The 20,242-nt window shown below is 69.4% G+C and carries 23 protein-coding genes; 12 read left to right on the forward strand and 11 right to left on the reverse strand.

All coding sequences use genetic code 11. From position 1 onward, the window contains the following. Positions 1-13 precede the first annotated feature (13 nt). Genes gpmI through NF556_RS03465 form a run of 3 tightly spaced genes read right to left on the reverse strand, consistent with a single transcriptional unit; the run spans position 14 to position 3,632 of the window. Entirely contained in the window at positions 14-1,654 is a 1,641-nt protein-coding gene (gpmI, locus tag NF556_RS03455) for a 2,3-bisphosphoglycerate-independent phosphoglycerate mutase (RefSeq protein ID WP_252594110.1), read from the reverse strand. After that, a complete protein-coding gene (locus NF556_RS03460) occupies positions 1,651-2,334 on the reverse strand; it encodes a response regulator transcription factor (protein WP_252594111.1) in 684 nt (227 codons plus the stop codon). The genes gpmI and NF556_RS03460 overlap by 4 nt, the downstream gene beginning before the upstream one ends. Then, positions 2,331-3,632 (reverse strand): sensor histidine kinase, encoded by a 1,302-nt coding sequence (locus NF556_RS03465; protein ID WP_252594112.1) that lies wholly within the window; start codon positions 3,630-3,632, stop codon positions 2,331-2,333. The genes NF556_RS03460 and NF556_RS03465 overlap by 4 nt, the downstream gene beginning before the upstream one ends. 189 nt (positions 3,633-3,821) lie before the next feature. Between NF556_RS03465 and phoU the strand changes: the two genes are divergently transcribed. Then, positions 3,822-4,514 (forward strand): phosphate signaling complex protein PhoU, encoded by a 693-nt coding sequence (phoU, locus tag NF556_RS03470; protein WP_252594113.1) that lies wholly within the window; start codon positions 3,822-3,824, stop codon positions 4,512-4,514. Between the two features lie 76 nt (positions 4,515-4,590). Here the strand turns inward: phoU and NF556_RS03475 are convergent, their stop codons facing one another. Continuing rightward, positions 4,591-5,130, reverse strand: a complete 540-nt coding sequence (locus NF556_RS03475; protein ID WP_252594114.1) for a hypothetical protein — start codon at positions 5,128-5,130, stop codon at positions 4,591-4,593. A gap of 186 nt (positions 5,131-5,316) precedes the next feature. Between NF556_RS03475 and NF556_RS03480 the strand changes: the two genes are divergently transcribed. Beyond that, on the forward strand, positions 5,317-5,799 hold the full coding sequence (locus tag NF556_RS03480) for a CarD family transcriptional regulator (RefSeq protein ID WP_252594115.1): 483 nt from the start codon (positions 5,317-5,319) through the stop codon (positions 5,797-5,799). A gap of 29 nt (positions 5,800-5,828) precedes the next feature. Next, positions 5,829-7,061 (forward strand): 2-C-methyl-D-erythritol 4-phosphate cytidylyltransferase, encoded by a 1,233-nt coding sequence (ispD, locus tag NF556_RS03485; RefSeq protein ID WP_252594116.1) that lies wholly within the window; start codon positions 5,829-5,831, stop codon positions 7,059-7,061. A 284-nt stretch (positions 7,062-7,345) separates the two neighbouring features. On the opposite strand, the gene NF556_RS03490 is transcribed toward ispD, so the two are convergent. Continuing rightward, positions 7,346-8,299 (reverse strand): LLM class F420-dependent oxidoreductase, encoded by a 954-nt coding sequence (locus NF556_RS03490; RefSeq protein WP_252594117.1) that lies wholly within the window; start codon positions 8,297-8,299, stop codon positions 7,346-7,348. Positions 8,300-8,378: 79 nt separating this feature from the next. On the opposite strand from NF556_RS03490, the gene ispF reads away from it, so the two are divergent. Continuing rightward, positions 8,379-8,882: a 2-C-methyl-D-erythritol 2,4-cyclodiphosphate synthase gene (gene ispF / locus NF556_RS03495; RefSeq protein ID WP_252594118.1), complete on the forward strand. Its 504-nt coding sequence runs from the start codon at positions 8,379-8,381 to the stop codon at positions 8,880-8,882. Positions 8,883-8,895: 13 nt separating this feature from the next. Here ispF and NF556_RS03500 read toward each other — a convergent pair whose 3' ends face one another. Then, positions 8,896-9,279 carry a hypothetical protein gene (locus tag NF556_RS03500; protein ID WP_252594119.1) on the reverse strand — a complete coding sequence of 128 codons (384 nt, stop codon included), beginning with the start codon at positions 9,277-9,279 and terminating at the stop codon, positions 8,896-8,898. Positions 9,280-9,437: 158 nt separating this feature from the next. Between NF556_RS03500 and NF556_RS03505 the strand changes: the two genes are divergently transcribed. The 5 genes from NF556_RS03505 (at position 9,438) to NF556_RS03525 (ending at position 12,980) form a co-directional block, all read left to right on the forward strand. Continuing rightward, positions 9,438-10,523 carry an S-(hydroxymethyl)mycothiol dehydrogenase gene (locus NF556_RS03505; protein ID WP_252594120.1) on the forward strand — a complete coding sequence of 362 codons (1,086 nt, stop codon included), beginning with the start codon at positions 9,438-9,440 and terminating at the stop codon, positions 10,521-10,523. Continuing rightward, positions 10,520-11,155: an MBL fold metallo-hydrolase gene (locus tag NF556_RS03510; RefSeq protein ID WP_252594121.1), complete on the forward strand. Its 636-nt coding sequence runs from the start codon at positions 10,520-10,522 to the stop codon at positions 11,153-11,155. The genes NF556_RS03505 and NF556_RS03510 overlap by 4 nt, the downstream gene beginning before the upstream one ends. A gap of 58 nt (positions 11,156-11,213) precedes the next feature. Beyond that, a complete protein-coding gene (locus NF556_RS03515) occupies positions 11,214-11,537 on the forward strand; it encodes a hypothetical protein (protein ID WP_252594122.1) in 324 nt (107 codons plus the stop codon). Between the two features lie 143 nt (positions 11,538-11,680). Further along, on the forward strand, positions 11,681-12,382 hold the full coding sequence (locus tag NF556_RS03520; protein WP_252594123.1) for a YidC/Oxa1 family membrane protein insertase: 702 nt from the start codon (positions 11,681-11,683) through the stop codon (positions 12,380-12,382). A gap of 139 nt (positions 12,383-12,521) precedes the next feature. Then, positions 12,522-12,980 carry an SRPBCC domain-containing protein gene (locus NF556_RS03525; RefSeq protein ID WP_252594124.1) on the forward strand — a complete coding sequence of 153 codons (459 nt, stop codon included), beginning with the start codon at positions 12,522-12,524 and terminating at the stop codon, positions 12,978-12,980. A gap of 10 nt (positions 12,981-12,990) precedes the next feature. Here NF556_RS03525 and NF556_RS03530 read toward each other — a convergent pair whose 3' ends face one another. The 4 genes from NF556_RS03530 to NF556_RS03545 are packed head-to-tail and all read right to left on the reverse strand — an operon-like array spanning position 12,991 to position 15,960. Next, complete coding sequence (locus NF556_RS03530) at positions 12,991-13,599, reverse strand: response regulator transcription factor (RefSeq protein ID WP_252594125.1); 609 nt, start codon at positions 13,597-13,599, stop codon at positions 12,991-12,993. Continuing rightward, positions 13,596-14,852, reverse strand: coding sequence for a sensor histidine kinase (locus NF556_RS03535; protein ID WP_252594126.1), 1,257 nt, complete (start codon positions 14,850-14,852; stop codon positions 13,596-13,598). Before NF556_RS03535 ends, NF556_RS03530 begins: the two co-directional genes overlap by 4 nt. 14 nt (positions 14,853-14,866) lie before the next feature. Further along, positions 14,867-15,403, reverse strand: coding sequence for a class I SAM-dependent methyltransferase (locus NF556_RS03540; RefSeq protein ID WP_252594127.1), 537 nt, complete (start codon positions 15,401-15,403; stop codon positions 14,867-14,869). Next, on the reverse strand, positions 15,400-15,960 hold the full coding sequence (locus tag NF556_RS03545) for a DUF6069 family protein (protein WP_252594128.1): 561 nt from the start codon (positions 15,958-15,960) through the stop codon (positions 15,400-15,402). The genes NF556_RS03540 and NF556_RS03545 overlap by 4 nt, the downstream gene beginning before the upstream one ends. Positions 15,961-16,078: 118 nt before the next feature. On the opposite strand from NF556_RS03545, the gene cysS reads away from it, so the two are divergent. Genes cysS through NF556_RS03560 form a run of 3 tightly spaced genes read left to right on the forward strand, consistent with a single transcriptional unit; the run spans position 16,079 to position 18,944 of the window. Then, positions 16,079-17,536: a cysteine--tRNA ligase gene (gene cysS, locus NF556_RS03550; protein WP_252594130.1), complete on the forward strand. Its 1,458-nt coding sequence runs from the start codon at positions 16,079-16,081 to the stop codon at positions 17,534-17,536. Between the two features lie 6 nt (positions 17,537-17,542). Next, positions 17,543-18,481, forward strand: a complete 939-nt coding sequence (gene rlmB, locus NF556_RS03555) for a 23S rRNA (guanosine(2251)-2'-O)-methyltransferase RlmB (RefSeq protein WP_252594131.1) — start codon at positions 17,543-17,545, stop codon at positions 18,479-18,481. 7 nt (positions 18,482-18,488) lie between these two features. Then, positions 18,489-18,944 (forward strand): NUDIX domain-containing protein, encoded by a 456-nt coding sequence (locus NF556_RS03560; RefSeq protein ID WP_252594132.1) that lies wholly within the window; start codon positions 18,489-18,491, stop codon positions 18,942-18,944. A gap of 18 nt (positions 18,945-18,962) precedes the next feature. Here the strand turns inward: NF556_RS03560 and NF556_RS03565 are convergent, their stop codons facing one another. Beyond that, entirely contained in the window at positions 18,963-20,204 is a 1,242-nt protein-coding gene (locus tag NF556_RS03565; RefSeq protein WP_252594134.1) for a DUF4032 domain-containing protein, read from the reverse strand. Between the last annotated feature and the right edge of the window lie 38 nt (positions 20,205-20,242).

Genomic DNA, 20,242 nt, shown 5'->3' on the forward strand with positions numbered 1-20,242 from the left:
AGTCCCGTCTGAGTCAGGCTGGCGCTATGAGTGCCGGGCGGTAGTCCTGCGGGACCTCCAGGTCGAGCAGGACCAGGAGGGTCGCTGCCAGGTTGGACAGCCCGGGTGCCTCCACGCCCTCGGCCGGCTCCCAGCGGTGGCCGGAGTAGTCGACGACATAGAGCGGGACCGGATTGGTGGAGTGCGCGGTCTTCCACAGTGGCGTGCCGTCCTGGGACGTGCGCGGTTGCCCCTGCTTGTCGCGCTCGACCATGTCCTCGCTGTTGCCGTGGTCAGCCGTGACGACCAGGCAACCGCCAGCGGCCTCAACCGCTGTCGCGATGCGTCCGACGGCCTCATCGACGGCCTCGACGGCGGTGATCGTGGCCTCGAAGTTGCCGGTGTGGCCCACCATGTCGCCGCCGGCCAGGTTGGAGCGCAGGAAGGTGTAGCCACCCTCCTCGAGCGCCTTGATGACGTAGTCCGCCGTCTCGGCGGCCTTCATGCGGGGTGCCTTGTCGAACTCGATCTGGTCGGACGGGATGTCGATGTAGGTCTCGGTCTCCGCGTCGAACGGATCGGACCGGTTGCCGTTCCAGAAATAGGTCATGTGGCCATACTTCTGAGTCTCCGAGGCGGCCAGCTGGTGCATCCCGGACCGGGCGATGACCTCGCTGACCGTGTCGGTGATCGTCGGTGGCTGCACCAGGCGGACCGGCGGCATGTTGGTGTCGCCGTCATAGAGCGTCATGCCAGCGAAGAAGATGTCAGGGACCGTGCCGCGGTCGAAGCCGGCGAAGCCGTCGCCCTCGACGAAGGCGCGGGTCAGCTCGATCGCACGGTCCCCGCGGAAGTTGAAGATGATGACGGCGTCGCCGTCACGAACGGGGCCGACCGCCTCACCGTCCGCGTCGACGACCGTGAAGGCCTCGAGCAGCTGGTCGCTGATGCCGGGAGTCTCCTCGCGGAGTGTGGTGATGGCCTTGCTGACTGACTCGAACGGGCGGGCCTCGCCCTGCACGTGGGCGCGCCACCCGGCCTCGACGACGCCCCAGTTGGCCTCGTAGCGGTCCATGGTGGTGACCATGCGGCCACCGCCCGAGGCGATCTGCCAGTCCAGGTCGGTCCCGTCGGTGCGCTCCACCAGGGCCTCCTCGAGGCGTGCTGCGAAGCGGTCGGCAGTGCGGTCCTCCACATCTCGCCCATCAAAGAGCGTGTGCAGCCGCAGCCGGGTCACACCGTCGCTCTTGGCGTGGTCCAGCAGCAGCATGAGGTGATCCCACGACGAGTGCACGTTGCCGTCGCTGAGCAACCCGATCAGGTGCAGTGCCGAGCCGTCGGCGGTCGCGGCGGCCACCGCGTCCTGCCAGGCGCCCTCCCAGATCTCACCGCCACGGACCGCGTCGTCGACCCGCTTGGCGCCCTGCGGGATGATCCGCCCAGCGCCCATCGTGTTGTGCCCGACCTCGGAGTTGCCCATGTCACTGTCGCTGGACAGGCCGACATGAGTGCCGTGGGCAGCGACCTCGAGGTGGATGCCGGTGTCCCGCAGACGATCCAACTGCGGTGTGGCGGCAGCAGCGACGGCGTCATAGGCATCGCCGGTGCCCGTGCCGACGCCGTCCATGACCACCAGGACCAGGGGCCGCACGCCGGGGGTGGTCGTGGTGCTCACAGCGCCTCGAACTTGTAGCCGAGGCCACGCACGGTGACGATGTGCTGAGGCTGACCCGGGTCGGGCTCGATCTTGGCGCGCAGACGCTTGACGTGCACGTCGAGCGTCTTGGTGTCCCCGACGTAGTCGCTGCCCCACACCCGGTCGATCAGCTGACCCCGGGTGAGCACGCGCCCGGCGTTGCGCAGCAGCATCTCCAGCAGCTCGAACTCCTTGAGCGGCAGGGAGACCGTGTCGCCGTTGACCGAGACGGTGTGCCGTTCGACATCCATCCGGACTGGGCCGGACTCGACGGTCGCGGGGACCAACTCCTCCGGCTCCACCTGCCGACGCAGCACGGCCTTGATCCGAGCGAGCAGCTCGCGGCCGGAGTAGGGCTTGGTGACGTAGTCGTCAGCACCGATCTCCAGACCGACGACCTTGTCCACCTCGCTGTCCTTGGCGGTCAGCATGATCACCGGCACAGATGACTTCGCGCGCAGGGAGCGGCACACGTCAACGCCGGACAGACCGGGCAGCATCAGGTCCAGGAGCACCAGGTCGGCGCCGTTCCGATCGAACTCGGTGAGGGCGTCCGGTCCGGTTTCGGCCACGGCGACGTCGTAGCCCTCCTTCTGGAGCATGTAGGAGAGCGGGTCGGAGAACGATTCCTCGTCCTCGACCACCAGGATCCGGGTCATGAACTCACTCCTCGCTCGGGCGCACTGCCGAGATCGCGTGTCGGGTGGGTGGGTTGAACGGATGCTGACCCCGAGGTTACCGCCGGACCCCGGGGCGCGGATCTGTGGGTGGTGTGTGTGGGCGGGAGCGCTGCCTCCGCAGCGCCGCCTGTGGAGCCCTCGCTCGACAGGTGGGCGGCGGGCAGCCGGATCGTGAAGGTCGATCCCTGCCCAAGTTGGCTCCAGACCACGACGTCACCGCCGAGGTTGGCGCAGATGTGCTTGACGATGGACAGGCCCAGACCCGTGCCTCCGGTGGCGCGGGACCGGGCGGCATCGACGCGGTAGAACCGCTCGAAGATCCGCTCCTGGTCTCCGGGGGAGATGCCGTTGCCCTGGTCGGTCACCGAGATCTCGACCAGTTCCCCCCGGCGGCGACTGACCACAGCGATCGGGCTGGACTCGTCGGAATAGTTGATGGCGTTGGTCACCAGGTTCCGGATGGCCGTGGTGATCAGTTCGGCGTCTCCGTGCACCTCCAGCTGCTCTGTGGGCCCGATGTGCTTGACGGTGATCCGTCGCTCACCGGCGACGATGCGGGTGTGCTCCACGGCCTCGCGGGCACACTGGCTCACATCAACGGTCACCAACGGGTCGGACAGATCTGCTGCCTGCAGACGGGACAGGTCGACGATCTCGCTCACCAGCCGGGTCAGTCGAGTCGACTCGATCTTCATCCGCTGAGCGAACCGCTGGACTGCGACCGGGTCATCGGCGGCCTCTGCGACGGCCTCGGCGAGGAGAGCGAGCCCACCGACCGGTGTCTTCAGCTCGTGGCTGACATTGACCACGAAGTCGCGTCGGACCTCCTCGACGCGGCGGGCCTTGGTGCGGTCGTCGACCAGGGCCAGCACGAGCTCGCGCCCGAGGGGCGCCACCCGCACGCCGACCACCATCACGCCCTGGCCGAGCGGCCCACGGGCGAGTTCCAACTCCGCCTCGCGGATGGTCCCGTCGCGGTGCACCTGCACCGCCAGGGTGCGCAGCTCGGCGTGCGTCAGGTTGTTGCCCCGGACCAGTCCATAGGCGACGGCGGTGGCGCTGGTCTTGACGACCCGTCCGCCCGCGTCAAGGACGATGGCGCCATCCCGCAGCACGGCGAGCACGTCGGCTGCCCCGTCCGGCACCCGGGGGTCGATGGATGATTGGGTCGTGGACGGCTCGTGTCGACGCTCGGAGGCACGGACCAGCAGGGTGGCGATGACAGCGAGCGCCAACCCGAGCACCACGCCCAGGGCTCCCGCCGTTATTCCGTCCACGCCTCTAGCCTAGGTCGCCAGGAGCACTTCTTAGGCCCACGATGGCGCCCACGCAGCGCACTCGACCACGGAAGTGAGCGTGATCCGTTCTGCTGGTCGGGTGGTGTTCACCTGGCGGGTGGTCTTCGTTCATCAGACACTGAGAGACTCGCCGACGAGATTCCGGATCTAAAGAGAGGGAGGGATCCGATGCGCATCGCATTCACCGAGGAGCTGCAGTTCATCTCCGACCAGTTGGTCGAGATGGCGGGGCTGACGGCCACGGCACTGGACCAGGCCACGACCGCGCTCATGGAGGCTGACCTGGACAAGGCCGAGGCTGTCATCAGCGCGGACGAGCACATTGACGCGGTTCGTCGCGACCTGGACACCCGGGCCGTGGATGCCCTGGCCCGTCAGCAGCCGGTTGCGACCGACCTGCGGACCCTGGTCACCGCGATGCGCATGAGCGCCGACCTCGAGCGGATGGGCGACCTGGCCCGGCATGTGGCCAAGCTGGCCCGTCTCCGCTATCCGCACCAGGTGCTGCCCAAGGAGCTCAACGCCACCTTCTCCCGGATGGCGGAGGTTGCCGAGGCGCTGGTCAATGAGGCAGCCCGCATCATCAGGGACAACGACGTCGAGGCCGTTGCCCAGCTCAAGATCACTGACGACGAGATGGACGACCTCCACCGCGACGTGTTCCGGACGCTGCTGGACGACGACTGGGCCAGCGGTGTCCAGGCCGCCATCGACGCCACCTTGCTGAGCCGCTACTACGAACGATTCGGTGACCACGCCGTCTCGATCGCCCAGCGTGTGGTCTATCTGGTGACGGGGCAGTGGGATGACGACTTTCTCAACGTTGAGGAGCGCCTTGAGGTGACCGAGGTCAAGAGCTGAGCCGGACCTCGCGCCCGGCACCGACGCGAACGGCCCGCACCACGTGGTGCGGGCCGTTCGCTATGACCGGTTGTGGTCAGGACGATGAGTCGGCGGTCGAGGACACCAGGTCGCCGTAGGGGCCTTGCGGCAGCACCACCGGGGCGAGCCCGCTGTCGGCGTCACCCAACGACGTCTGGACGACGATGGTGACGATGCCGCCGGGGCTGGCCTCGACGGCTGGCAGTTCCACCGGCGTGCCCGAGCCCTCGGGGCTCGCGCCGTCGAGCCGGACGGACTGTCCGGGTGCGACGCTCACTGTGGGCGACAGTGCGACCATCTGCCCTTCGGTGTTGACCGCGAGGGTGACGTCGGCCGGCTCCGTGGCGTTGTTGACCACGAGTCCGCTGACCACGCCGGCGGCTCCATTGCCCTCGCTGACCACGAGCAGGTCACGCACGGCAACGTCACCGGCATCGACGGAGACTCCGTCGGCCGGGTCATAGTTCATGTCGGTTGTCACCGGCGAGCTGATCTGGCAGGCGCTGAGAGTCAACGCCGCCGCCAGCGCGAGCCCGGCGGCGGCCAGGCGGCGGGGACGGGGGGAGAGCTGCGGGGCTGCGGTCCTGGAGATCACGAGGGACACTCTAGCCGTCCTCGTGCGCGCGCGGTGAAGACCCGTGTGCACCAGGTCGGTCGAGTGGGCCCCGCAGCCACCGAGAGGCCTTTCCGAGACGCTGACCAGCACAAATATCAAACATGTCATTACGTGATCTGCGCCACGCGTGTTATCCTTGGGGTCCGCGAAAGGGGCTAACTGAAGATGACGTTCAAGGTCGGCGAGACGGTTGTGTACCCGCACCACGGGGCCGCACTGATCGAGGAAATGAAGAAGCGCACCATCAAGGGCGAGGAGAAACTTTACCTAAAGCTCAAGGTCGCTCAAGGTGATCTGACCATCGAAGTTCCCGCAGAAAACTGCGATCTGGTGGGTGTCCGCGACGTCGTCGGCAAGGAGGGTCTGGACAAGGTGTTCGAGGTGCTGCGCGCCGAGCACACCGAGGAGCCGACCAACTGGTCCCGCCGCTACAAGGCCAACCTGGAGAAGCTCGCCTCTGGTGACGTCATCCGCGTGGCCGAGGTCGTCCGCGACCTGTGGCGCCGCGACAAGGACCGTGGCCTGTCCACCGGTGAGAAGCGCCTCCTCAACAAGGCCCGTCAGATCCTGGTCTCCGAGCTCGCGCTCGCCGAGAAGACCAACGAGGACAAGGCCGAGGCCACGCTGGACGAGGTCCTGGCCTCCTGAGCCCACAGCACCGCGTCGGCGTCATCCTGGTGGCCGCCGGCCGGGGCACCCGCCTCGGCGCCGACCGGCCCAAGGCGCTCGTTCCACTCGGGCGCGGGCCCGATGCAGCACCGCTTGTGACACACGCCCTCCGGGGCGTGTTGTCATGTCCGGACCTGTCCGACGTGGTGGTCGTGGCACCACCAGACCGTATGCCGGAGCTCACCGCCGCCGTCGACCTCACCGGCGTCGAGCTCACCAGTGCGGGAGCCGGGCAGGTGCAGGTCACCGTGGTCGCGGGTGGCGCCGAACGCAGCGACTCGGTCGCAGCGGGTCTGGCGGCCCTGCCTCCCGGAGTCGGCATCGTGCTGGTGCACGACGCAGCCCGTGCACTGACGCCACCTGCGGTGTTCGAGCGGGTCGTCGAGGCGGTGCGGCACGGCCACAGCGCCGTCGTCCCGGCCCTGCCCGTGACCGACACCATCAAGATGGTCGACGCGCGGGACCACGTCGTCTCCACTCCCGACCGCAACGCGCTCCGGGCGGTCCAGACCCCTCAGGGCTTCCTGCGCGAGACGCTGGAGCGAGCGCACCACGAGGCTGGCGGATCGGTCACTGACGACGCCGGTCTCGTGGAGAGTCTCGGCGACGCAGTGTTCGTCGTGCCCGGCGATCCCAGGTCGCGCAAGATCACAGATGCCGAGGACCTGGCGGTCGTGGAGAGCTGGCTGAGCGCAACACCAGCCAGAGGGGCGACTCCGGTGCTGCTGGTCCTGGGTGGGCTGCCCGGCACCGGCAAGACGACCCTCGCCCGCGCCTGGGCGCGGTCTCGGCGCGCCGCACACGTGCGAGTCGACACCATCGAGGTGGCCCTGCAACGCGCGGGCGCCGACCAGGTCGGTCCGCAGGGATACGCCGCGGCCTATGCCCTGGCTGCGGACCAACTGGCCCTGGGCCTTGATGTGGTGGCCGACTCAGTCAACCCGCTGCCGGTCACGCGAGCGGCGTGGCGCGAGGTGGCCAGCGCCTCCGGGGCCACTGTCCTCGAGGTCGAGTTGACCTGCGCAGCAACAGAACACCGTGAGCGAGTGGAGGGCCGCACGGCTGACATCGTCGGCCACCAAGTGCCCGACTGGTCAGGGGTTCAGGCGGCTGACTACGTGCCCTGGACCGACGCCGACGTCGCTCTGGACACCACAGACGTTGACGTGAGTGACCTGCTGGCGCACGTGGAGCAGGCGCTGGCAGCCGTCCCTGAGGTTGGCAAGCCCACTGCCCCCTGAGTCGGCCTCGCCCGCGCTGAAATCGTCTTGGAGCACCGAACGGTTCTGACAGCGTGACATAGCAGGCTCCAAGAACCGTTTGAGGCTCTAAGACGGTCGCAGGAGGCACCAGCGGCACGGCCTCACTCTCGGCATGAGCGTGAGAGGCAGCGCCCCGCGTTCGAGTCGCCGTTCCGCCCGAGGACTTCGACACGATATCGAGACGGCCGCGTCCGGTGGTCTTGTCAGTTCGCCGACGACGCTCCCGCTTCCCCGGCCGATCGAGCGGGCCGCCTGCGGGTGGGTCATGCCAGGTGAGGCATGACTTCTGAGGCGATCAACTCCAGGTGGTCTACCACGTCGTCCGACAGGTCGAGCACCTGCAGATAGACCCGCGTGACCCCGGTCTGCTCCACCCACTCGCCGATTCGCTGCACCACCTGGTCGGGTGTCCCGGCCAGCCCGTCAGCACGGAGCTGGTCCAGGTCCCGTCCGATCGCCGCAGCCCGGGCACGGATCTGCGCGTCGTCCCGACCGACCACTGTCGTCAGAGCGGCGGAGCGGATCAGGCTGTCCGCGGCGCGGCCGGCGTCCTGGCAGGCCGCGGTGGCGCGCTCAAACTGCACCTGCGCCTGCTCCAACGGAGCGAAGGCCACGTTGAACTCGGCGGCATAGCGGGCGGCCAGCGCCGGAGTGCGCCGCTTGCCCATGCCACCCACGATGATCGGTGGCCCAAAGGAGTGCGGGTCGCGCTGCACCGGCTTCGGAAGCCCAGGCGAGTCGGTCACGGTCAGGTTCGCCCCGGCATACGAGAACCGTTGTCCCACAGGGGTCCCCCACAGTCCGGTGATAACCGCCAGGGAGTCCTCCAGCAGGTCGAACCGGGCCCCGACCGCGGGGAACGGGATGCCATAGGCCGCGTGCTCTGCCTCGAACCAGCCGGCGCCGAGGCCGAACTCGACGCGCCCGTCACTCATCGCGTCCACCTGTGCCACCGTGATCGCGGTCGGTCCGGGGAGGCGGAAAGTCGCCGAACTGACCAGGGTGCCCAACCTGATCCTGGAGGTCTCCCGGGCCAGTCCGGCCAGCGTCACCCAGGCGTCGGTCGGACCTGGCAGACCATCGCCTTCCCCCATCGCCAGGTAGTGGTCGGACCGGAAGAAGGCGTCGAAGCCGGCGTCCTCGGCCGTCCGTGCTGCGCGGAGCTGGTCGTCATAGGTCACGCCCTGCTGGGGCTCAGTAAAGATGCGTAGGTCCACTCGACACAGTCTGGCTCACGCCGCCTGGCCCTTGGCGCACTGCACCCACCCATGACTGCACCGACCTACAGTGGGCGCCATGAGCAGCTCCGCCCCGACCCCCTTCCGAGTCGGCACCGGCGTCGACGTCCACGCCTATGCGCCCGAGGGGAGCGAGAAGGCGCTGATGCTGGGCTGCCTTGAGTGGCCGGGGGAGCGTGCCATCGAGGGGCACTCGGACGGTGACGTGGCTGCCCACGCCACGTGCGACGCCCTGTTGTTGGCGTCGGGCCTGGGGGACCTGGGGTCTGTTTTTGGCACCGACCGACCCGAGATGGCCGGAGCCAGCGGTGTCGACATGCTCGCCGAGGTGCTGCGACTCCTGACCGCCGCAGGGTGGTCGGTGGGCAACGTGGCGGTGCAGGTGATCGGCAACCGACCCAAGGTCGGACCCCGACGGGCCGAGGCCGCCGCGGCCATGTCGGCTGCTCTCGGGGGTGCCCCGGTGTCGATCTCGGCCACGACGACCGATGGGCTGGGACTGACCGGACGCGGCGAGGGTGTGGCCGCGATCGCGACCGCGCTCGTGGTCTCGGCCAGCTAGACGCTCGCCCCTGTCACCACGACACGAAAAGTGCCAGGAGGATCCCTGGCCACCAGAACCACCAGGCGATCGTGCGCCGCACCAGGCACCACCCGCGGTGCCGGAAGACCAGCATCGTGATCAGCGAGAGGATGAGGGAGAGCACGAGCAGCAGGCAGATGGCAATGCCGATCAGCGGATAGGACTCGGCGGCCGCCACGCCGATGAGGAAGACCACGGCATAGATCGCCAGAGTGATCAGCGGCAACAGTCCGTACCACCAGAAACGCCCCCAGAAGCCCTCGCGAGGGCGGAGCACGGTGCTGCCGCACGGGCATGGCATCTCATCGGGCGGCACCGGGGAGGTCACTCCCGCACGGCGGCGCCCACTTGCTTGGTCACTCAGTTCCCCGCTCACCGCGGCAGGATAACGCGCGGCGGAACCTGGACGGGGTCGCGTGGGCGCGGAGCAGGGCGCTCTGCTGCCCCGGACACACCGAAGGTGACTGCCGCGAGGACAACGCCTAGATTGGGCGGACGGCATCGTCGCCACCGTCCACGCAGAGGGAGTCACCAGTGCCCAGCACAGTCAAGGGAGTCATCGCCCGCAGCAAGGGAGCCGACGTCGAGGTCGTCGACATCGTGGTCCCTGATCCCGGCCCCGGGGAGGCCGTTGTCAAGGTGGAGGCCTGCGGGGTCTGCCACACCGACCTGCACTATCGCGAGGGCGGTATTAACGACGAGTTCCCGTTCCTGCTGGGTCACGAGGCCGCTGGTGTCGTGGAGGCGGTCGGCGAGGGCGTCACCGAGGTGGCGCCCGGTGACTTCGTGATCCTGAACTGGCGGGCCGTCTGCGGACAGTGCCGGGCCTGCGCCAAGGGCCAGCCCTGGTATTGCTTCAACACCGCCAACGCCACCCAGAAGATGACGCTGACCGACGGCACCGAGCTCTCGCCCGCGCTGGGGATCGGCGCGTTCATCGAGAAGACCCTGGTTGCCGCCGGGCAGTGCACCAAGGTCGACAAGGAGGCCTCGGCGGCTGCCGCCGGGCTGCTCGGCTGCGGGATCATGGCGGGCTTCGGTGCCGCCGTCAACACCGGTGGCGTCGGGCGCGGCGACTCGGTCGCCGTCATTGGCTGCGGCGGCGTCGGCAACGCCGCGATCGCTGGAGCTGCGCTGGCTGGAGCCACCACGATCATCGCCGTCGACCTGGACGACCGGAAGCTGGAGGGCGCCAAGGCCTTTGGCGCCACCCACACGGTCAACAGCTCCGGGCGGGACCCGGTCGTGGCGATCCAGGAGCTGACCGGAGGCTTCGGCGCGGACCTGGTCGTGGACGCGGTCGGGCGACCAGAGACCTACAAGCAGGCGTTCTATGCCCGGGACCTGGCCGGCACGGTCGTCCTGGTGGGGGTGCCGACCCCCGAGATGACGGTTGAGCTCCCGCTGCTGGACGTCTTCGGGCGCGGTGGCTCGCTGAAGTCGAGCTGGTATGGCGACTGCCTGCCCTCCCGCGACTTCCCGATGCTGATCGACCTCTATCGCCAGGGGCGCTTCGACCTGGACGCCTTCGTCACCGAGACCATCCCGCTCGACGGCGTCGAGGGCGCCTTCAGCAAGATGGAGCGCGGCGAGGTCCTCCGCTCGGTGGTCCAGCTGTGAACGGCGCGGCACCCCGCATCGACCACGCCGTCACCTCGGGCACCTTCAGCCTGGACGGCGGCACCTGGGACGTCGACAACAACGTCTGGGTGATCGGAGACAACCACGAGTGCGTCGTGATCGATGCGCCGCACGATGTCGAGGCGATCCTGGCCGTGGTGGGGGAGCGGACCGTGACCGCCATCCTGCTCACGCACGCCCACGACGACCACATCGACGCGGCCGCAGCGCTGGCCGAGGCCACCGGAGCCCCGACCTATCTGCACCCCGAGGACCGCATGCTCTGGGACCGGGTGCACGCAGAGGGACCGACCGAGGAGCTGGCCGACGGCGACACGATCGAGGTGGCCGGCACGGTGCTCAACGTGCTGCACACGCCCGGGCACTCGCCCGGCGCCTGCTGTTTCCACGCCCCGGCGCTCGGAGCGCTGTTCAGCGGCGACACCCTCTTTCAGGGAGGACCCGGCGCCACGGGCCGCTCGTTCAGCGACTTCGACACGATCGTCGACTCGATCACCAAGAAGGTGTTGACGCTGCCGCTGGACACGGTGGTGCACACCGGGCACGGCGACACCACGACGATCGGCGCTGAGGCACCGAACAGGCAGGAGTGGATCGACCGCGGCCACTGAGCGGCGAGCGAAGGGCAGCTCTGCGGCGATCTCGCGGGCCAGGTCGTATCCTGAGGTCGTGCCCCCGTCCCACCGCCGCCGCTCCCTGATCGGGATGCTGCTCAGCGCGGTCCTGGTCGGTGCCCTCGCGGCGACGTCTGCCGACACCGTCACGGTGGCCGTGGGGCTGGGCGTGGTGCTGATGGTCAGCCTGACCGTCACCACCAACGCGGCCACACTGGCACTGGCCGTCAGCGGCGCCGCCATCCCGGGCGCAGCCCGGCTGCGCCGACAGTGGGGCCGGGCGCCGATGCCCATGCTCGAGCCGGGCCTGGCGGGCAATCCGCAACCAAGGGCTCCGGGGCACACCGCCCCGGAGGTCCTCCTGCTGCCCGCCGCCTGAGCGAACCCGCGTGCGCGAACCGCCTGAGCGATTCGCTGAGCGAACCCGCCTGGGCAGGCCCGTGAACAGACCCGCCTGAGCGGGATCACAGCACGTGAGCACCTCCGAGACGACCCATCGTCCCGACCTTCCTCGGAGGAATCATGCTGTCCTGGCTCGACCCACTGCTCCTGCCCGCCCACCACCTGATCGACCTGACTGCCCAGTGGCTCCCCATGCCGCTGGTGATCGTCCTGCTGACCATCCTGGTCCGACTCGCTCTGCACCCTTTGAACCGTGCGACGCACCGGGCCAGCCTGCACCGCCAGCGCATCGCACCCCAGCTCCAGCAGGTGCGCGCCTGGCACGGCAAGGACCCAGAGCGGCTCCAGCGTGAGCTGCTGGATCTGCACCGCCGCGAGGGCGTCTCGCCAGCGGCCGGTTGCCTGCCGGCCCTGGTGCAGCTGCCGGTCATCATGATCATCTATCGACTGTTCTCCGCCCCGCAGATCGGGGGACAGACCAACGCGCTGCTGCACCACACGCTGCTCGGCGTGCCCATGACAGCGCACCTGGCCACCGCCGGGGCAGGCCTGCCGGTGTTTCTCGGACTCGTTGGGCTCTCGCTCGTGGTGGCCTATCTGACGATGCGACAGACCAGGGCCCACCTGGTGACGCCGACACCAGCGACTGACTCACCTCAGGCCGAGGTCGCCCGGACGATGAACCGGATCATGCCGATGATGTCCTTCGGCTCAGTCTTTGCCGTCGCAGTGCTTCCGTTGGGCACGGGCCTCTATCTGGTCACCAGCGCCCTGTGGACACTGGGGGAGCGGTATGCCGTGCGTCGGCTGGTCACCGTGTGACCCGTCGTCTGTGGAAAGGCGCGGAGATGGTGCCTGTCAGGTGCTTGCTGAACCCGGTGCGACTGTTGACCAAATTGATCTGGTGAAGATCGACTCGTCGGAGCACACTGGACGTATTCGTTCTCAGTGAGGAGAGCCGATGAGCACCACGGGTGCCCCCCAGCAGAAGGTCTCGGACGAGCCGATCCTTTGTTCCCGGCGAGTCCAGGTCGACCCGGTGCACGCCTTCGAGGTGTTCACCGAGCACTTGGGGGATTGGTGGGACCCGCGTCTGACACCAGACCCGGCCACCTTCGAGGGAGCCGACGTCGAGGAGGTGGAGGGCGGGGTTGTCGCGCTGCTCCACGACGGCATCGATTATCCGATCGGCGAGGTGCTGGAGTGGGCGATCGGCGAGCGGTTCGTGATGAGCTTCCACCTGTCGCTGCCGCGCGACCACCCGACCACTCTCGAGGTCACTTTTGAGCCCTCGGACGGTGGCACGTTGGTGGTCCTGGCCCACCGTGGGTGGGGACCGGACAATGTGGCCCAGCGCAGCAAGTTCACGCAGTGGCCCCACCTGCTCGAGCGGTTCGCCGCCACCGCGATCACCCAGTGACCGGCTGCCGTCACACCCAGCCGTGGTCCTGTGCCACGGCTTGGGCCTGGGCCCGGTTGCGGGCGCCGGTCTTGCCGATGGCCGCAGACAGATAGTTGCGCACCGTCTGCTCCGAGAGATAGAGCGCCCCCGCGATGTCGGCCACGGTCGCGCCGTCCCGCGACGCCAGCAGCACCTGCTGCTCGCGCTCGGTGAGCGGGTTGTCGGGGGCGCGCAGAGCCTCCAGCGCCAGATCGGGCTGCACCACGACCTCCCCTGCCAGGACGCGCCGGATGGCGGCCGCCAACTGATCGACGGGGTCGTCCTTGACGAGGAAGCCCCGGGCTCCGGAGGTCATGGCCCGGCGCAAGTAGCCGGCGCGGGCAAACGTCGTGACGATGATGGGCGTGCAGCCCGGGACGGCGGCGACCAGGTCCGGAAGGGCATCCAGCCCGCTGCCACCGGGGAGATCGATGTCGACCAGGGCCACGTCGGGGCGATGCTCGACGGCGGCCGGAACGATCTCATCGCCACGGCCCACCTGCGCCACGACCTGCAGGTCGGGTTCGACATCGAGCAGCGAGGCGAGGGCGGACCGGAGCATGCCCTGGTCCTCGGCGAGCAGGATGCGGGTGGTCATCGGTGCTCCTGCAGGGTGGGTCGGCCGGGGGCCGACGCTGGCTGGTGGTCTGCGTCGGCAAGTGGTACCTCGGCCACGAGGGTGAACCCGTCGGGCCGGTGCTCCACGGTCACGGTGCCGCCGCGCTCGGCCAAGCGCTCCCGGAGACCCACGAGGCCGGTGCCACTGCGGCCACTGCCGGGTGTGCCGCGCCCGTTGTCGGCGACGGTGACCCGTGCCCGGCCCTTGCCGCGCTCGACCCGGACCCGGCAGCTGTCGGCCCGGGAGTGCCGCAACACATTCGTGGTCGCCTCCCGGACCACCCAGGCCAGTTGCCGCTCGGCACCAGGGTCCAGACCCGCCGGGACGTGGCCGATCTCGGGCTCGATCCCGCCGGCCCGCAACGCGGCCGCGGCCCGGGAGATCTCGTCCTCCAGGCTGCCCTCGCGATATCCGGCGACAGCCTGGCGCACCTCGGTGAGTGCTGACCGCCCCAGCGTCTCGATCTCGGCGCCGTGCGCCGCGGCCGCAGCGGGATCCGCCTCGGCCAGCCGGCGGACCACCTCGGCCTTGACCACGATCACCGACAGGGTGTGCCCGAGCAGGTCGTGCAGGTCGCGTGAGAAGCGCATCCGCTCTGCACTGACCGCCGCCTCGGCCAGCTGCTGACGGGTCCTGTTCAGCTCGCCGATGGTGGCACCCAACCGGTGCACGACGAAGGTGCCCATGCCGCTGAGCACCGTGGTGATGGTCAGCCAGCTGACCACGCCCCAGCCCCACCCCGCCACCAGGGCGCCAGCGCCACTGGTCAGCCCGATCAGGACGACCACGGCGGGCACGATGCGCGGAGGCAGCACGACGGCGGCTGCGATGGCGAGCAGGGCCACGGCCATGAACGCCAGCTCGGACCGCTCGACCGTGCGGATCGTCACCAGGATCGTGACGACCAGGACGGCCAGCAGAGCGAGGGGAAGCCAGACCGGCCTGGACCCGTGGCCGGGTCCGGTGCGATAGAAGGTGACGATGGTCAGCAGGAAGGCGGCGCCAGCGGCCAGCAGCAGGAGCATGTCGCGCCACTGCTGCTCCTGAGCGGCTGCGATGACATAGGCACCCAGCAGCAGGGGGGCCCAGATCAGGACGAGCCAGCGGCCGTGTCGGGCCAGCGGGCTCTGGGACAGGTGCGTGACCGGGGCGGCGCAGTCGTCGGGGCCCCGTTGCGGGTCGTTCATCGCGGGCTCGTTCATCGCGGATGCCTTCATCGCTGTTGCCTTCATCGAGGGCACTCCTCTCAACAGTACGCCGAGCCGGCGACGTGGGGAATGGCGCTGCCCAGTGGCCCAGGACGCGTGAAGGACTGCAGCTCCACCCGCTGGAAACCGGCGGCCGAGATGAGGTCTCCGGTGTCGCGGTTGACGCGACAGCCGTCGATGAGCCGCGTGATCGGGCTGAGGGCGTCCTGGGCGATGCGCAGCACGGTGCCGCGGGGTGATCCGACGTGCTCCTCGAAGGTGAAGCGCCCGCCGGGACGCAGGACCCGCAGCACCTCACGGAGCACCTGGGCGGGGTCCCGCACCGAGCACAGCGCGTGGGACGTGACGACGGTGTCGATGCTGCCCGTGGGCACCGGCAGCTCCTCGGCCCCGACGGCGAGCACCGTCACCCGGTGCCCGCCGACCTGGCTCTCGAGCCAGCGAGCCGCGGCCTGGTCGGGCTCGACGCCGATCCACGGGTCGTTGGGATCGAGGGGAAGGTGCGGGTGCCGTCCCGGACCGATCTCCAGGACGGCACCGCGCAGGGACTCCAGTGGACTCGCCAGTGCGGTCATGTCGGCGCACCCGCCCTGGCGACACCGGCCTGGCCGGTGCTCGTGCGGTGGGCTCGCTCAGTGCCTGCTCTCGGGAGGGCGATCAGGAGGATGCCGCCGACCACCAGGTGAAGCAGGGTGAGCACGACGGTGCCGCCCCCGCTCTGCGCGAGGCTGAGCGGCCCGCCCAGTGAAAGCAGTGCCACGGCCCCAGCAAGACACCGCCAGATCGTGGCTCCGTGCCGCGAGATCCGCTCGAGCCCGGCCAACAGGGCCCAGCCCAGCAGCCCCGCTGCCACGGACGAGATGATGACGGAGCCGGCCGCGACGGGCACCGGTGTGGTGGCCCCCGGGGTCAGCAGGACGTCGAGATTGATGCCCAGCACGGGGCCGGCCACGAGCCACAACAGGAGCGCCGTGGCTCCGGCGCTCGCCACGACGGCGAGCCGTGGACCGGGTTGGGCACGGCCGCTGCGTCGAGGAGCTTTCCCGGTGAGGGGGCCAGTGTCTGCGTGGGCGCCTGGCTGGGGGTTGGGACGGATGTCTGCGCGGTCATCGGTGGTGGTGTGATTTCTCATGTCCTTCACGCTAGGAATCGCCCTGGCGACCCGATAGACGTCGATGTCCGCGGTCCGTCGGTACATCTGTCCTCGCAGCTGTCGTCACTGGGTCATCGGCGCAGGTAGCCTTACCCGCGTGAGCCTGCGCCTGTATGACACCGCGACCCGAGAGCTGCGCGACTTCGAGCCCCTTGAGCAGGGCCGGGCGGGCATCTATATCTGTGGTCTCACCACGCAGGGCTCCCCGCACATCGGGCACATTCGGTTTGCTGTCGCCTTCGACATCCTGCGCCGCTGGCTCGTGCGCGGTCACGGGCTGGACGTCACGCTGGTCCGCAATGTCACGGACATCGACGACAAGATCCTGAACAAGTCCGCTGAGAATGACCGCCCCTGGTGGGCCTGGAGCTATCAGCACGAGCGGGCCACGACCCAGGCGCTGGAGACCCTCGGCGTCCTGCCGCCGACCTACGAGCCGCGTGCCACCGGTCACATCACCGAGATGGTCGAGCTGATCGACGCCCTGGTCGAGCGAGGCCATGCCTACCCCGCAGCCGACGACAGCGGCGACGTCTATTTCGACGTGCGCTCCTGGTCCGACTACGGCGAGCTGACCCACCAGAAGATCGAGGACATGGAGCCGGCAGCGGACGCGGACCCGCGCGGCAAGCGTGATCCGCGCGACTTCGCCCTGTGGAAGGGCGCCAAGGCGTCCGAGCCCGCCACCGCGAGCTGGCCCACGTCCTATGGTCGCGGTCGTCCGGGCTGGCACCTGGAGTGCTCGGCGATGGCCCGCAAGTATCTCGGCGACACCTTCGACATCCACGGCGGTGGGGTCGATCTGCGCTTCCCGCACCACGAGAACGAGCAGGCCCAGTCCCGGGCGGCTGGCCTCGGCTTCGCGCGCTACTGGATGCACAACGCCTGGGTCACCCTCAGTGGCGAGAAGATGAGCAAGTCGCTGGGCAACACCCTGACCGTCGCAGAACTGACCAAGACCGCCCGCCCCCTCGAGCTGCGCTACTACCTCGGGGCGGCGCACTACCGCTCCACCATCGAATACGGCGACACGTCCCTGGACGAGGCCCGCTCGGCCGTCGAGCGGATCGAGGGCTTCCTGCAACGGGGTCTCGAGCTCATCGGTGACCCGACCGACGCCCTCCTCGAGGAGGCCGCTGGCACGGCCGTGCCGCAGGCCTTCGCCGCAGCCCTGGACGACGACGTCAACGTGCCGGAGGCGCTCGCGGCGCTGTTCGGCGCGGTGCGCGAGGGCAACCGAGCCCTCGAGCAGGCCAGCGGCGCAGACCGGGGCGCGCTGCGGCATACGGTCCTGCAGGTCCTGGCCATGACCGATGTCCTCGGCATCAACCCCCTGGACCCGAGCTGGGGGAGCGGCGGGACGGCCGGCTCCACGGAGGCCGTCCTCGACGCTCTCGTGCAGGAACGACTCGACGCCCGAGCCGCGGCCCGTGCGGAGCGCGACTTTGCCGCCGCCGACGCCATCCGCGACCAGCTCACCTCCCTCGGCATCGTCATCGAGGACACCCCCACCGGTGCCCGCTGGGCGCTGGACCGTCAGCAAGGACCGAGGTAGATCACGATGGCAGGCAACAGCCAGCGCAAGGGCGCCGTGCGCAAGACCGCCAAGAAGGGGCCGCAGGTCGGCAGCGGCGGCCAGCGACGCAAGGGACTGGAAGGGCGCGGCCCGACCCCCAAGGCGACCGAGCGCACCGGACACCCGGCGGCACGACGGACCCAGAGGACCACCACGACCCGCCGGCCGCCGCAGCGCGGCAACAAGGCCAGCACCGAGGTCATCACCGGTCGCAACTCGGTCCTGGAGGCGCTGCGCACCTATGTGCCCGCCAGCACGCTGTATGTCAGCTCCCGGCTCGAGTCCGACGACCGGATCAGGGAGGCGATCAAGCTCGCCACCGAGCAGCAGATCCCGATCCTGGAGGCCAACAAGCCCGAGCTCGACCGGCTGACCGACGGCGCCGTCCACCAGGGTCTGGCGATGCTGATCCCGCCCTACGACTACGCCCACCCCGACGATCTGCTCTCCGCCGAGCTGCCGGGCACCCCGCTGATCGTGGCGCTCGACGGGATCACCGACCCGCGCAACCTCGGGGCGATCATCCGCTCGGTCGGTGCCTTCGGCGGGCACGGGGTGGTGGTCCCCGCGCGCCGCTCGGCGGGGATGACCGCAGCGGCCTGGAAGACCTCCGCGGGTGCCGCCGCCCGCATCCAGGTGGCCCAGGCCACCAACCTGACGGTCGCGCTCCAGGACTATCGCAAGGCGGGCTGCTTCGTCATCGGGCTGGACGCTGAGGGCGACGTGGACCTGCCCGATCTCGAGCTGGCCGACCTGCCCCTGGTGGTCGTCGTGGGCTCGGAGGGCAAGGGCCTGTCCCGTCTCGTGCGCGAGACCTGCGACCAGATCGTGTCGATCCCGATGGCCGGGGTCACCGAGTCGCTCAACGCCGGCATCGCCGGTGCCGTCACCCTCTACGAGATCGCCCGCAAGCGGACCCGCTGACCCGGTCATGTCCACCGTCCGTGCCGCCACCCGTGGCCTCGTCGTCTCCGAGGGGAAGCTGCTGGTCACGGTGTTGCACGGCACGACGGGGGAGTATTGGTTGACGCCCGGCGGCGGGCAACACTTCGGCGAGACCAAGCTGGAGAACGCCGAGCGTGAGGTCCTGGAGGAGACCGGCTATCGCGTCCGCGTCGGTGACCTGGCGTGCGGCCGCGACTATGTCGGGGCCCGGCACTTCCCGGACTGGGACAGCGGCTTCCAGCAGACCGAGCTGTTCTTCTGGTGCGACCTGCTCGATGACGAGCCGGACCCGAGCGCCCTGGAGACCGACACCAACCAGACCGGTGTGCTGTGGGTGCCAGTCGTCGAGCTGATGGGCTCCCCGCTCTATCCGCGCCGCCTCGCCATGTGGCTCAACGAGAACCCCGCGACCCGGCCGGTGTGGCTGGGCGACATCAACTGAGCGATCAATCGGGTCGGCTCAGCCCTTGGTGCGGATCGGGATCTCCTGGGTGTCCAGGCCCAGGACGGCGACCTCATCCGGCTTGCTGGGCAGCACCGTGGCGACATAATCACGCACCGCCTCCTCGAGCGGGACGTCATAGTCGGCGCGCTCGGAGAGATACCAGCGGTGCTCCAGCAGCTCGTGGAAGAGCTCGGCCGGCTCCAGTTTGCTGCGCAGCTCCGGCGGCACCGTGCGCGTGATCGGCTCGTAGATGCCCGCGAGCCAGTCGTGGGCGACCAGCTCCTCGTCCTCGTTCTGTCGGTTCTGTGAGGCGCGGAAGGAGTCCAGGTCGTTGAGCAGCCGCCGTGCCTGGTTCTCCTCGACGTCCTGGCCGGTCAGCCGCAGCAGGCGCCGGCTGTGGTGCCCGGCGTCGACGATCTTGGGCTCGATCTGGATGTGCGTGCCGTCCAGGTCGGTGCTCATCGCGAGCTCACCGACGTCAAACCCGAGGTTGTTCAGGCGCCGGATGCGCTCGTCGACGCGCCAGCGGTCGCCGCGCTCGAACCGCTCGGTGGCGGTGAGCTCGCGCCAGAGCAGCTCATAGCGGTGCATCAGCCGGTCGGCGATCTCCAGGGCGTCGGCCTCCTCGTCGAGGAGCTCACCGGCCGCCAGGTCCATCAGCTCGCCGGCGATGTTGCCGTGGGCGATGTGCAGGTCATGGTTGCGCTGGCCGTTGCTGAGCTGGTTGTGGACCTCGGCGGTCTCGGCGTCAACCAGATAGGCCGCGAACTCACCGGCGTCGCGGCGAAAGAGGGTGTTGGACAGCGACACGTCGCCCCAGTAGACGCCGCCGAGGTGCAGGCGCACCAGCAGCACGGCCAGCGCATCGAGCACGCGTCGGGCCGTGTCGGGACGCAGCCGCTGGCTGAAGATCGCGCGATAGGGCAGGGAGAACTTCAGGTGCCGGGTGACCAGGCAGGCGTCCAGCTCGTTGCCGTCGACGTCAGTGCGCCCGGCGATCACGGCCAGGGGCTCCACCGCGGGCTGGTCGATCCGGCGCAGCAGCTGCAGCGTCTGATACTCGCGCCGGGCCAGCTCGGCCTTGATCTCCTTGACGGCGATGACCCCGCCGGACAGCCGCACGAAGCGGACGACGTGGCGGGAGATGCCGCGGGGGAGGGCGGCCAGGTGCTCCTCCGGCCACTCCTCCAGCGGCACCTGCCAGGGCAGGTCGAGGATGGCGGGGTCGGGCTGAGCGGCCGTGATCTGCAGGGCCATGGTGCCTCCCTCTGGCTGGGGTGCGGTCAGGTCATTGT

It is taken from the genome of Ornithinimicrobium faecis (genome assembly GCF_023923225.1).
Taxonomy (GTDB): Bacteria; Actinomycetota; Actinomycetes; order Actinomycetales; family Dermatophilaceae; genus Ornithinicoccus; species Ornithinicoccus faecis.